The sequence below is a fragment of the Arthrobacter zhaoguopingii genome (genome assembly GCF_009828605.1).
Classification (GTDB): Bacteria; Actinomycetota; Actinomycetes; order Actinomycetales; family Micrococcaceae; genus Arthrobacter_D; species Arthrobacter_D zhaoguopingii.
In genome coordinates, this window is the sequence record NZ_WIAE01000004.1 from 112,711 (window position 1) to 125,086 (window position 12,376).

The window sequence follows — 12,376 nt, forward strand, 5'->3', positions numbered from 1 at the left end:
GTCTAGAGCTGCTCTACGGTGATGCTGCTGATGACGACGTCCTCGAGGGGCTTGTCGCGCATATCGGTGCCGATCGCGTTCAGCTTGTCCACGACCTTCCGAGAAGCCTCGTCGGTGACGTCACCGAAGATGGTGTGCTTGCCCTGCAGCCAGCCGGTGGGCACCGAGGTGATGAAGAACTGTGACCCGTTCGTTCCGCGTCCGCCCTGGATCCCGGCGTTCGCCATGGCCAGCTTGTAGGGCTCGTTGAAGTCGAGCTCGGGGTGGATCTCGTCGTCGAACTTGTATCCCGGGCCGCCGATGCCCTGGCCCAGCGGGTCCCCGCCCTGGATCATGAAGTCCTTGATGATGCGGTGGAAGATGGTTCCGTCGTACAGCGGCTTCGAGGTTTCCTCGCCCGTCTGCGGGTGGGTCCAGGTGATCTCGCCCGTGGCGAGGCCCACGAAGTTCTTCACCGTCTTCGGCGCGTGGTTGCCAAAAAGATTGACAGCGATGTCGCCGTGGTTGGTGTGGATGGTGGCCTTTGCGGTTGGAATAGCAGTCATGGGCCCATTCTTTCACGGGGTGCCCGCCAAAAATCTGGGAGCGAGGCATTCCGCGCACAGTGAAAACCCTGCGAACCTGAGGGATGAATAGCAAGGCCTGCAGATAGCACGTAGGCTGACCATGACGAGTCACGATCTCCTGGAGGTACTTGTGAAGAAGAACGAAAAGACCGCGCCCGGATTCGAAGAAGGCGTTCTGGCGGGCATCGCGGCCGCCCGTGGCTGGGCAATCCCCTATGTCGGCGCCGCCTACGGCTGGACGAAGCCCCGTTGGGACAAGGGGGTGCAGACGGCCTCTCCGATGATTCAGGAGAGCATGAGGAAGGCCGCCACCGGGGTGTCCACCAGATACGCCACGGTCAGCCCGCTGATCCAGGAGCGACTGGACCAGGTCGGCCCCCGCATCACCCAGGTCATCGACACGACCACCCCACGGGTTCAGGAAACCCTGGGCAAGGCCGGTCCCGCCCTCACCTCGGCCAAGGGGAAGGTCGTTGACGGCTACATCCCCGCCCTGTCCTACAAGCTCGGCGAGGCGGCCGATTCGGCGTCCCGCTCGGTTGCGGGCGCCACAATCCCGCCGTCCGTCGCCTCCATGGTCACCCGCGTGACCGGCGACAAGAAGGCAGCGCGCAACGCCCAGAAGGCCTTCGTTGCAGCCGGTCTGCAGGCCTCGAAGGAGCTGAAGAAGCGCCAGCAGGAGCAGGCCAAGAAGGGCAAGGGCTGGCTGATCGTCGGAATCATCGCTGCGGCGGTCACCGCCGGCGTCGCCGCCTGGCGGGCCTCCAAGCCAGTCGAGGACCCGTGGAAGACGCCGGCTCCGGTGACCCAAAGCGCCACCCCGCCGTCGACCACGACGACGCCGGTTACTCCGACCACGGCAACGGCGACCACCACGACGGCCACCACCACCGGAACCGGAACCTCGGGGCCGGACCTGACGGCCGCATCTGAGCAGGCAAAGGCCGCTAACAAGAAGGTCAATGACGCTCCCGTCGATCTCTCCGATACGGCCAAGCACGCCGCGAAGCCGAACGACGCCACCAGCTAGGACCCCAACGGTCCCGCGGGAGCGGGAAGGGCAGCCGCATACCGGCCGCCCTTCCCGCTCTTTTTGGTTTAACCCGCTGGTTACCGCCTCCTGGCCTGCGGCCTCAGTCTCCGCCGAGCGCCGGCGGTGCCTCGACCGGACGGGCGGCCGCGCGGCCCGCCGGACGCGTGCGGGCCTGGCCGCGGACCACGACGGCGAGGCCAACCAGAATCAGCAGCAGCCCCGCGTAGGTTCCCGCCGGGAGCTGCTCATCGAGGAAGACGGCGGCAAGCAGTGCCGCACCGGGAATTTCGAGGAGGATGATCATCGAGATCACCAGCGGGCTCATCACGGCCAGCAGGTGGTTGAACACGCTGTGGCCCATGATCTGGGCGACGAGGGTCACCCCGAGGATCCCGAACCAGGCCGCCGGTGAGAATCCGGTGAGCGGCTGGCGGAACAGCAGGCACAGCAGGAGCAGGAGAACGGCGCACCCGCCGTAGCAGAGGGTGGTGTACGTCCCGGTGGACATGGTCCGCCGGGCCGTCGCCCCGGCCATCTGGTAGATCCCGGCGAGGGCACCCCCGGCCAGGGCGAGGACGTCACCGAGGATCGCCTGACCGGAGAGCTGCAGGTCAAATCCGGTGATGACGACGACGCCGGCGAAAGCGATGGTGAGCCCGGTGACCACCACCGCCGGTGGACGCGACCCGCGGACGGCGTTGAACAGGGCGATCCAGGCCACCTGGAGACAGACCAGGGCGGTCGCCGCGGCGACCGACGTCAGCTTGAGCGAGGTGATGAAGCAGGCGAAGTGGAGGGCCAGGGCCGTCGCCGCAGTGAAGAGGCTGCGGAGGTCCGAGCGGCCCAGGGCGCGGAACTCCGCGCGCTTCGAGACGGCTGCGGGCCCTCCCATGATCAATGCGCCGATCAGGTTGCGCCAGAACGCGATGGCGAGGGCCGGCGCCGCGGTGGCGGCCATGATGGGGCCGGACGCCGACACACCGAGGACACCGAGCACCGAGAGGAAAATGATCACCCTGCAACCCTATGGCAGCACTCGTGGGGCCGGGGCCAGCCCACGTCCGGAGAGGTGTTGCGCGGAGACGGGCCGCGCGCTGGCAAACCAGGGCAGCTCGGGGCCCCACGCTTCACCAGAGGGCGGCCAACGGGTCTAGTTGAACAGGTCCTTGCCGCTGTAGCCCTGATGGGTTCGCCGCATCCTCAGCTGAATTACGAGCGTGGCGGCGGCGCAGAGAAACGAGTACAGCAGGACAGCGGTCCAACTCAGCGGCATGACCGCCGGCCAAAGGAGCTTACCGGCGAGGAAGACGACTATTGCCATCAGCAGGGAGAAGGCAGCGTAGCTCATGCGTGGATGGTGCTGCCGGGCGGCAACGTTGTCAGCGATCCCCGTCACGAGCCCGCTGATGAACCAGACGGCGCCATAAGCCGCTCCCGTGATCCCCGCGCTGGCCGTCGCCCCAGTGACAACGAGGTGGTTGAGGACCGGTAGGAAGGCCAGGGTGCTGAGGGTATTGATGAGAACAAACCATTTGAGGTTGGTTCGCAGGATGAGCTGTAGGTTCATGGCTTGACCCTCTCGATGATGTTTTGGACCGCGGGTTGGGCGAAGGGTTGGATGTTTCGATACGCGAACTCCTCAAGGATCTGGCGCCCACGCGGCGACAGCCGGTACAACTTCCTCGGCGGGCCGGAGTGGCTCCTTTCCGGCTGCAGTTCCACCAGGCCGACGTCGAGATGGCGGCGCAGCTGCCGGTACAAGGTTTGGTCCGCCGGATCGTAGGTATCGGTGGTGAGCTGCCTGATCCGACTCTTGAGTCCGGCAACGTCGAGCCACTCGGTGTCCAGCGCCACGAACGTCCAAAAGGTGAGCAGTCCCTGCCGGAACACTGCCTCCCAATCCCGCAGCGCGCTGCCGGGTCCGCTGTAGTCTCCCATGGCCGTACTATACAGCCTGTATAAAACCGGCGGAAGGGTACTTAAAGCAAAAGGCTCCAACACCGGATTGTGCCGGTGTTGGAGCCTTCTTCGGTGGAGGCACGGGGACTCGAACCCCGAACCCCCTGCTTGCAAAGCAGGTGCGCTACCAATTGCGCCATGCCCCCGTGGTGAGCCTCAGCCGGTTCGTTCGAACCGCTGCGGCCCGGAACTAACCGACCTCGTCGGTCGCCTTGCTCCAGACTGCCTTTTCCTTCTCTGAATCCTGCCACCGCTTGTAGACCAAGACGCCTGCTGCAGCAGCTGCGGCAATCAGCAACTTCTTCACATTCGTCTCCTAGCAGTCACCTGCAGTGGTGGATCCGTGGGCGTACCAGGACTTGAACCTGGGACCTCTTCGTTATCAGCGAAGCGCTCTAACCGCCTGAGCTATACGCCCCGATACCTCATCGGGCCGAGATACGACTTTACAGCAGGAACTCGGCAAACCTCAAATCGCCGCCCCCGGCCCGATGCCCGAAACCCTAGTCGTCGGTGAGGGTGACGCCGATGCCGCCGACAAGGGCGGAGGAAATGTTGTACAACACGGCCGAAAGCATCGCCAGGGCCGTCAGCAGGACCACATTGACGACGGCGATGATGGTGGCGAAGGACACAACCTGTCCCAGCGACGCGAACTGCCGCAGGTCGAAGCCGCCGCTCTCGGTGCCTGCGATCTCACGCAGCAGGTCGTTGACCCCGTCGAAGATGCCGGTGAGGTCCAGGACGGTCCAGATGACGATGGCGGCGACCACCGTGACGATGCCCAGGGCGACCGACAGGAGGAAGGCCATCTTCAGCACCGACCAGGGGTCGACCTTGCTCACCAAAAGCCGCGCCTTGCGCGCCTTGGCCTTCGGGGCCGGCTTCACCAGTCCGGGCCGGGTCCCCGGTCTGGCCGGCTGTCCCGCCGAGGGCCGCTGCGCCGGGCGGGCCGGCGCATTGACCCGCGGACCGCTTCCAGACGAACGCACCGTTCCGCTGGACCGCGGGTTTGTGTTGGCCGAGCTCACTCGCTACCTCCGTATTCCGGCGACTCAGCATCGAGCTCAGCCGTTTCATCTGTCGACAACGGTACTTCATCGGCGTCCGTCGACGAAGCGCCGCCCACCGTGCCGTCCGGCCCGACCTCAAGGATCTGTGCTTCCTCGACCGCGTCATCATCAACGGCCATCGAACGCTCGCTGTTGCGCGCCACCCCGATAATACGGTCCTTCTTGTCCGGCTTGGCGAAGATGACGCCCATGGTGTCGCGGCCCTTGGCCGGGACGCCGGTGACCGCCGAACGGACGACCTTCCCGCCCTCCATCACCACTAGCACCTCGTCGCTCTCCTGGACGACGAGCGCGCCGACGAGGTCACCGCGCTCCTCCGCGAGCTTGGCCACCTTGATGCCCAGCCCGCCGCGCCCCTGGACACGGTACTCGTCGACCTTGGTCCGCTTGGCGAAACCGCCCTCGGTGACAATGAAGACGAAGGAGTCGTCGCTGACCACGGCGGCGGCAAGCAGTTCGTCGTCGGCCCTGAACTTCATGCCGGTCACACCCGAGGTGGCCCGGCCCATGGGGCGCAGCGCCTCGTCGGTGGCGGTGAAGCGCAGCGACTGCCCCTTGCGGGAGACGAGCATCAGGTCATCTGACTCGGAGACCAGCTGGGCCGAGACCAGCTCGTCGCCGTCGCGCAGGTTGATCGCGATGACGCCGGCCGAACGGTTGGTGTCGTAGTCCTCGAGCCTCGTCTTCTTCATCAGGCCGCGCTTGGTGGCAAGGACCAGGTACGGGGCCTGCTGGTAGTCGCGCAGGTCGAGGACCTGGGCGATGGTCTCGTCGGGCTGGAAAGCCAGCAGGTTCGCCACGTGCTGACCCTTCGCGTCCCGGGCGGCCTCGACCAGTTCGTAGGCCTTCGCCCGGTAGACCCGCCCGAGGTTGGTGAAGAAGAGCAGCCAGTGGTGGGTGGTGGTGACGAAGAAGTGCTCAACGACGTCGTCGCCGCGCAGCTGCGCACCGCGGATGCCCTTGCCGCCGCGTGCCTGCTGGCGGTAGTTGTCACTGCGGGTGCGCTTGACGTACCCACCGCGGGTGATGGTGACGACCATCTCCTCCTCGGGGATGAGGTCCTCCATGCTCATGTCGCCGTCGTAGCCCATGAGGATCTCGGTGCGGCGGTCGTCGCCGTGCCGGTCGACGATCTCCTGGAGCTCGGTGGAGACGATGGAGCGCTGGACCTCCGGGGAGGCGAGGATCCGCTGGTACTCGGTGATCTCCCGCTCGAGCTTGTCGTGCTCGTCCTGGATCTTCTGCCGCTCCAGGGCGGCCAGGCGGCGCAGCTGCATGTTCAGGATGGCCGCGGCCTGGACCTCGTCGATGGACAGCAGGGTCATCAGTCCACCCCGGGCGTCCTCCACCGTCTGGGAAGCGCGGATCAGGGCGATGACCTCGTCAAGGGCGTCGAGCGCCTTGAGGTAGCCGCGCAGGATGTGGGCCGCCTCCTCCGCCTTGCGGAGGCGGTAGCGGGTGCGCCGGACGATCACTTCGAGCTGGTGGGTCACCCAGTGCCGGATGAACGCATCGAGGCTCAGGGTGCGCGGCACGTTGTCGACGATGGCGAGCATGTTGGCGCTGAAGTTGTCCTGCAGCTGGGTGTGCTTGTACAGGTTGTTCAGCACGACCTTCGCCACGGCGTCGCGCTTGAGCACGATCACCAGGCGCTGCCCGGTGCGGCCGGAGGTCTCATCGCGCAGGTCGGCGATGCCGCTGATCTTGCCGTCCTTGACCAGGTCGGCGATCTTGATCGCCAGGTTGTCAGGGTTTGCCTGGTACGGCAGCTCAGTGACCACCAGGCAGGTGCGGCCCTGGATCTCCTCGACATTGACCACGGCGCGCATGGTGATCGACCCGCGGCCGGTGCGGTAGGCATCCTCGATGCCCCGGTGCCCGAGGATCTGGGCGCCGGTGGGGAAGTCAGGGCCCTTGATCCGCACGATCAGCGCCTCGAGCAGCTCCTCCTTGGAGGCCTCCGGATGCTGCAGGTACCACTGGACGCCGTCGGCCACCTCGCGCAGGTTGTGCGGCGGGATGTTGGTGGCCATGCCCACCGCGATGCCCGAGGAGCCGTTGACCAGTAGGTTGGGGAACCGGGACGGCAGGATTGTCGGTTCCTGGTTCTTGCCGTCGTAGTTGTCCTGGAAATCGACGGTTTCCTCGTCGATGTCCCGGACCATCTCCATGGCGAGCGGAGCCATCTTGGTCTCGGTGTACCGCGGGGCGGCCGCACCGTCATTGCCCGGGGACCCGAAGTTGCCCTGGCCCAGGGCGAGCGGGTAGCGCATCGTCCAGTCCTGGATGAGGCGCACCAGCGCATCGTAGATCGCGCCGTCGCCGTGCGGGTGGTACTGGCCCATGACCTCGCCGACGACGCGTGCGCACTTGTTGAAGGAACGCTCTGGGCGGTACCCGCCGTCGAACATGGCATAGAGCACCCGGCGGTGGACCGGCTTCAGCCCGTCCCGCACGTCGGGAAGGGCGCGGCCGATGATGACGGCCATGGCGTAGTCAAGGTAGGACCGCTGCATTTCGGTCTGCAGGTCGACCTGTTCAACGCGGTCGGTCAGCACCTCCCCGGCCAGGATCTCGTCGGGTGCGGTTCCGTCATTCGGCGTCTCGCTCATAAGTCCTTATTCCATTTCGTTCAAATTTTTACCGCGGACAGGGGGCACCGGGCACCGGAACGAACCGGCATCCGGTGGATCCCTAGATGTCCAGGAAGCGCACGTCCTTGGCGTTCTGCTGAATGAAGTTCCGGCGGGATTCGACGTCCTCGCCCATCAGCACCGAGAAGACCTGGTCGGCAGCGGCGGCGTCGTCCATGGTGACCTGGAGCAGCGTGCGGCGGTCGGGGTCCATCGTGGTTTCCCACAGTTCGGTGTAGTCCATTTCGCCGAGGCCCTTGTAGCGCTGGATACCGTTGTCCTTGGGCAGGCGCAGGTTGTTGGCAAGGCCCCGCCGGATCGTCTCGTCGCGTTCCTTGTCGCTGTAGACGTAGGCGTGCGGGGCGTTGGACCACTTGATCCGGTAGAGCGGCGGCTGCGCCAGGTACACGAATCCGCTCTCGATCAGCGGACGCATGTAGCGGAAGAGCAGGGTCAGCAGCAGCGTGGTGATGTGCTGACCGTCAACGTCGGCATCGGCCATCAGGACGATCTTGTGGTACCGGGCCTTCGCGACATCGAAGTCCTCGCCGATTCCGGCGCCGAAGGCCGTGATCATGGCCTGGACTTCGCTGTTGCCCAGTGCCCGGTCGAGGCGGGCCCGCTCGACGTTGAGGATCTTGCCGCGCAGCGGAAGGATCGCCTGGGTTTCGGGGTTGCGCCCGCGGACGGCCGAACCGCCTGCCGAGTCGCCCTCCACAATGTAGATCTCGGACTTGGCCGGATCCTTCGACTGGCAGTCCTTGAGCTTGCCCGGCATGCCCCCGGACTCGAGCAGGCCCTTGCGGCGGGTTGACTCGCGGGCCTTGCGGGCGGCCAGGCGGGCCTGGGCGGCCTGGATGGACTTGCGGATGACATCTCGGGCGGGCCCGGGGTTCCGCTCAAGCCAGTCACCGAGCTGGTCGGTGACGACCCGCTGGACGAAGCCCTTGGCCTCGGAGTTGCCCAGCTTGGTCTTGGTCTGGCCTTCGAACTGCGGTTCGGTGAGCTTGACGGAAATGACGGCGGTCAGGCCCTCGCGGATGTCGTCGCCGGTCAGGTTGTCGTCTTTTTCCTTGATGATGTTCTTGTCGCGCGCGTACTTGTTGATCAGCGTCGTCATGGCGGCCCGGAATCCCTCTTCGTGGGTTCCGCCCTCATGGGTGTTGATCGTGTTGGCGTAGGTGTGGACGCTCTCCGAGTACGCAGTGGTCCACTGCAGGGCGACCTCGACGGCGATCTTGCGGTCGGTGTCCTCGGTCTCGAACCCGATGATGTCCTCGTGGATCACCTCGACCCGCTTCGAGGAGTTCAGGTGCCGGACGTAGTCGAGCAGCCCGTTCTCGTAGAGGTACTCGACCTGGCGGTGCTTGGGGGTGTCATCCACCGGCGCTTCGCCGGGCTCGTGGTGCTCGGTGATCTCGTCGGTCTCGATGTCGGCCCGCTCGTCGAGCAGGGTGATGCGCAGTCCCTTGTTGAGGAAGGCCATCTGCTGGAACCGTGCGCGCAGCGTCTCGTAGTCGAACTCAACGGATTCGAAGATCGTCTCGTCCGGGTAGAAGGTCTGGGTGGTTCCGGTCTCCGAGGTTTCCTCGCCCCGGCGGAGCTCGCCGACCGGCTTGCCGCCGTCGGCGAAGGACTGCCGCCACACGAAGCCCTGGCGCCGCACCTCGGTCTCGACCTGCTTCGAGAGGGCGTTGACCACCGAGATGCCCACGCCGTGAAGACCGCCGGAGACCGCGTAGCCGCCGCCGCCGAACTTCCCGCCCGCGTGGAGGATGGTCATGACGACCTCTACGGTGGGCCGGCCCTCGGTCGGATGCATGTCCACGGGGATGCCGCGCCCGTTGTCGATCACGCGCACCCCGCCGTCCGCGAGGAGGGTCACCTCGATGGTGTCGGCATGACCGGCAAGCGCCTCATCGACGGAGTTGTCCACCACCTCATATACAAGGTGGTGGAGTCCGCGGGGGCCTGTCGATCCGATATACATGCCTGGGCGTTTCCGTACCGCCTCAAGGCCTTCGAGCACCGTGATATCGCTGGCGCCGTAGCTGTGGGAGGTCGCTGCCGAGAGGGCGGGAGACTCGCCAACCCCAATTTTGACATCGCTAGCGTTCAACTCGTTCTCGTTTGCCACAGGCGCAGTCGACTCCTCAATGTGGTTATGCGGGGGAAACTTCTTTATTCTACCCTGCGGCAGGGCTCAATCCCGCACGGACCCGCCTCCCGCGGCCAAGAATGGCGCTTTTAAGCCAACAGCAGGACGCCGGTGGGGGCCGTATACGTCGGAAAGGCTCCCGGGACCTCTATCCGCCGCTCACGCGATTTCCGGACCGGGCCGGAATCGGCCGGCCCGTCCGGTCGGCGGTGACGCCGGTCACCCGTAGGTGTCGCGCGGGCCGCGGCCCTTCACCGAGCGTCCGCCCTTGCGCCAGCTCGGGCCCGCCGGTCCCACCACCGAGATGCGGGTGACCACCTTGGGTCCAAGCTCGGCGTCGAACCTTCGCAGCAGGTCCGGGCTGATCAGCCGGAGCTGGGTGGCCCAGGCGGTGGAGTCGCAGCGGACGAGCACCGTGGTCCCGTCGAAACTCTCAGGATGGCAGTGTGAGGCGATTTCCGAACCCACAAGCTCGGTCCAGCGCGCCAGTACCGACCCCACGGCGACGGGCGAGTTCCAGCCCCGTTCGGCGAGCAGTTTGTTGAACACCTTCCCGAGGCCTTCGGGATCCCGCCCGCCGTAGACCGGGGCCGGGGAGTAGCGGCGCCGGGAGGCCGCCGGCGCGCGGCGGCCGACCGGCACCCGTGGTGTGCCGCGGGACTGGGAGGCATCCCGAAGCCGGTTCAGCAGCGCTTCCGGCGCATTCTGCTCGACGCCGGCGGGAAGCCCGCCGTCCCCGGCCGGGGCCCGGCCGGGTGCAGTACCCGGAGAACCGGGCTCGGGGCCGGCGCCCTCGTCCACCCCGTCCGCGGGAGTGCCCCCGGCGTTCGGTCCTGTGGGTCCGCTGCCCGATCCGTCAGCCTGCCTCGGCATCGATTCCTCCAGGAACGACGCGGAGCTGCCGCCCTGCCAGCTCCTCCGGAATGTCCCCGGAAACGGCAGCGGTGACAAGCACCTGCTCCGCGCCGGAGACAATCTTCGCAAGTTTTCTCCTCCGCTGAGTGTCCAGCTCCGCGAAGACATCGTCAAGGATCAGCACGGGGGTCGCCCCGGGGGTCTGGTCCTCCTCATTGAGCAGGTAGTAGGAGGCAAGGCGCAGCGCCAGGGCCATCGACCAGGTTTCCCCGTGGGAGGCGTATCCCTTCGCCGGGGCAGATCCCAGCATGAGGCCCAGCTCATCGCGGTGCGGTCCTACCAGAGAAATGCCCCGGTCGAGCTCCTTCTTCCGGTGCTGTACCAGCGCCTCGAGGAAACGTTCGGTCAACTCCGCGTGATCCGCGCCGTGAAGTTCCCCGGCGCGCTCCCCGGCGGCGTCCGGATCCTCGTCGTCGAACAGGCCCGTCACCGTGGCGCGGTAGCCCGCCGATGCCTCCTTCGAACCGTCGGTCAGCTGCGCGTAGGCCAGGGCCAGGTGCGGCTGGAGCCTTTCGACGAGGCCCAGCCGTGCGGAAAGGAGGCGTGCCCCGGTTTCGGCGAGGTGCTGATCCCACACTTCGAGGGTTGCCTCGTGTGCTCCGGAGAACCGCCCGGCCGCCCGTGCGGATTTCAACAGCGCGTTGCGCTGCTTGAGGACCCGTTCGTAATCGGCGCGCAGGGCGGCCTGGTGTGGAAGCAGCGTCACGAGGACCTCGTCGAGGTAGCGCCGCCGGACGGCCGGATCGCCCTTGACGAGGGCGAGGTCCTCGGGCGCGAAAAGCACGGTCTTGAGGATGCCAGCGGCCGCCCGCGCCCGGACCGGGTTCGCCCGGTTGATCCGGGCGCGGTTGGCGCCGGCGGCGTTGATCTCCACCTCGACGCTCGTCCGCTGCACCCCGCGGACAAGCTTCCCCCGCACCAGGGCCCTTTCAGCGGAGAAACCGATGAGGGGCTTGTCGGTGCTGACCCGGTGCGAGGAGAGGGATGCAAGGTACCCGACGGCCTCGACGATGTTCGTCTTCCCCACACCGTTGGGTCCGACGAACACCGTCACACCGGGGGCCAGCCCGGTGTCGAGCTGGTGGTAGCTGCGGAAGTCGGTGAGCGAAAGGTGCTCTATGTACACCGGCCCCCGCTCAGGCGGGATCCTGGCGGGCCGGGCGTACCGCGTGTCCACCGAACTGGTTCCGGAGAGCCGCGACCATCTTCATCGCCGGGGAGTCGTCCTGCCGCGAGGCGAAGCGGGCGAAGACCGAGGCCGTGATCGCAGGGGTGGGCACAGCGTTGGCGATCGATTCCTCGACGGTCCAGCGTCCCTCGCCGGAATCCTCGACATACCCGGCCACCTTGGCCAGGTCGGGGTCGTCCTGCAGCGCATTCACCATCAGGTCAAGCAGCCAGGACCGGACGACGGTGCCCTTCTGCCAGGCGGTGAAGGTTCCGGGCACGTCCTTGATGATGTCTTTGGCCTGGAGGAGTTCATACCCTTCGGCGTAGGCCTGCATGAGCCCATATTCGATGCCGTTGTGGACCATTTTGGCGTAGTGTCCGGCGCCGATGTCTCCGACGTGGACGAAGCTTTCATGCCGCTCGCCCTCGGGCCGGAGCGCATCGAAGATCGGCATGGCCCGGGTGACTTCGGCGTCGTTGCCGCCGACCATCAGGCCGTAGCCGTTCGCGAGGCCCCATACGCCGCCCGAGACGCCGCAGTCGAGGAAGGAGATACCGTTCTCGGCGAGGAGGGCACCGTGGGCCTGGTCGTCGGTGAAGCGGGAATTGCCGCCGTCGATGACGAGGTCGCCTTCCTGCAGGGAGCCCGCCAGTTCGCGGATGACGCTGTCGGTCACGGCTCCGGCGGGGACCATCACCCAGATGATGCGGGGGGCAGGGACCGCGGCAATCAGCTCATCCAGGGAGGACACATCGGTCAGGTCCGGATTCCGATCGAATCCGGTGACCGTCACGCCCCCACGGCGCAGCCGCTCCCTCATGTTGAAGCCCATTTTGCCTAGTCCGATGAGGCCAATATGCATTGCGTT

The 12,376-nt window shown here is 66.4% G+C and carries 12 protein-coding genes and 2 tRNA genes; 1 reads left to right on the forward strand and 13 read right to left on the reverse strand.

Going from position 1 to position 12,376, the window contains the following annotated elements:
* Positions 1 to 2: 2 nt before the first annotated feature.
* Positions 3 to 545 (reverse strand): peptidylprolyl isomerase, encoded by a 543-nt coding sequence (locus tag GVV77_RS06730; RefSeq protein WP_159617379.1) that lies wholly within the window; start codon positions 543 to 545, stop codon positions 3 to 5.
* Positions 546 to 666: 121 nt separating this feature from the next.
* On the opposite strand from GVV77_RS06730, the gene GVV77_RS06735 reads away from it, so the two are divergent.
* The gene (locus GVV77_RS06735; protein WP_159617380.1) at positions 667 to 1,596 is read left to right on the forward strand and encodes a hypothetical protein; all 930 of its coding nucleotides are present in this window, start codon (positions 667 to 669) and stop codon (positions 1,594 to 1,596) included.
* Positions 1,597 to 1,699: 103 nt separating this feature from the next.
* Here GVV77_RS06735 and GVV77_RS06740 read toward each other — a convergent pair whose 3' ends face one another.
* The 12 genes from GVV77_RS06740 to gnd all read right to left on the reverse strand — a co-directional run bounded on the left by GVV77_RS06740 (position 1,700) and on the right by gnd (position 12,370).
* Complete coding sequence (locus GVV77_RS06740; RefSeq protein WP_159617381.1) at positions 1,700 to 2,614, reverse strand: DMT family transporter; 915 nt, start codon at positions 2,612 to 2,614, stop codon at positions 1,700 to 1,702.
* 135 nt (positions 2,615 to 2,749) lie between these two features.
* On the reverse strand, positions 2,750 to 3,166 hold the full coding sequence (locus GVV77_RS06745) for a hypothetical protein (RefSeq protein ID WP_159617382.1): 417 nt from the start codon (positions 3,164 to 3,166) through the stop codon (positions 2,750 to 2,752).
* Positions 3,163 to 3,537, reverse strand: coding sequence for a PadR family transcriptional regulator (locus GVV77_RS06750; protein WP_159617383.1), 375 nt, complete (start codon positions 3,535 to 3,537; stop codon positions 3,163 to 3,165). Before GVV77_RS06750 ends, GVV77_RS06745 begins: the two co-directional genes overlap by 4 nt.
* A gap of 94 nt (positions 3,538 to 3,631) precedes the next feature.
* Positions 3,632 to 3,704: transfer RNA gene (locus tag GVV77_RS06755), tRNA-Ala, on the reverse strand.
* Between the two features lie 44 nt (positions 3,705 to 3,748).
* Positions 3,749 to 3,865 carry a DLW-39 family protein gene (locus tag GVV77_RS18200; protein ID WP_210252841.1) on the reverse strand — a complete coding sequence of 39 codons (117 nt, stop codon included), beginning with the start codon at positions 3,863 to 3,865 and terminating at the stop codon, positions 3,749 to 3,751.
* Between the two features lie 37 nt (positions 3,866 to 3,902).
* Positions 3,903 to 3,976, reverse strand: a tRNA-Ile gene (locus GVV77_RS06760).
* A gap of 85 nt (positions 3,977 to 4,061) precedes the next feature.
* On the reverse strand, positions 4,062 to 4,589 hold the full coding sequence (locus GVV77_RS06765; RefSeq protein ID WP_159617384.1) for a DUF3566 domain-containing protein: 528 nt from the start codon (positions 4,587 to 4,589) through the stop codon (positions 4,062 to 4,064).
* Positions 4,586 to 7,243 carry a DNA gyrase subunit A gene (gyrA, locus tag GVV77_RS06770; RefSeq protein ID WP_159617385.1) on the reverse strand — a complete coding sequence of 886 codons (2,658 nt, stop codon included), beginning with the start codon at positions 7,241 to 7,243 and terminating at the stop codon, positions 4,586 to 4,588. Before gyrA ends, GVV77_RS06765 begins: the two co-directional genes overlap by 4 nt.
* Positions 7,244 to 7,325: 82 nt before the next feature.
* Positions 7,326 to 9,401, reverse strand: a complete 2,076-nt coding sequence (gyrB, locus tag GVV77_RS06775; RefSeq protein ID WP_159617386.1) for a DNA topoisomerase (ATP-hydrolyzing) subunit B — start codon at positions 9,399 to 9,401, stop codon at positions 7,326 to 7,328.
* A gap of 240 nt (positions 9,402 to 9,641) precedes the next feature.
* A complete protein-coding gene (locus GVV77_RS06780; RefSeq protein WP_159617387.1) occupies positions 9,642 to 10,295 on the reverse strand; it encodes a DciA family protein in 654 nt (217 codons plus the stop codon).
* Positions 10,279 to 11,463 carry a DNA replication/repair protein RecF gene (gene recF, locus GVV77_RS06785; protein ID WP_159617388.1) on the reverse strand — a complete coding sequence of 395 codons (1,185 nt, stop codon included), beginning with the start codon at positions 11,461 to 11,463 and terminating at the stop codon, positions 10,279 to 10,281. The genes GVV77_RS06780 and recF overlap by 17 nt, the downstream gene beginning before the upstream one ends.
* 10 nt (positions 11,464 to 11,473) lie before the next feature.
* The gene (gnd, locus tag GVV77_RS06790) at positions 11,474 to 12,370 is read right to left on the reverse strand and encodes a phosphogluconate dehydrogenase (NAD(+)-dependent, decarboxylating) (RefSeq protein WP_159617389.1); all 897 of its coding nucleotides are present in this window, start codon (positions 12,368 to 12,370) and stop codon (positions 11,474 to 11,476) included.
* Between the last annotated feature and the right edge of the window lie 6 nt (positions 12,371 to 12,376).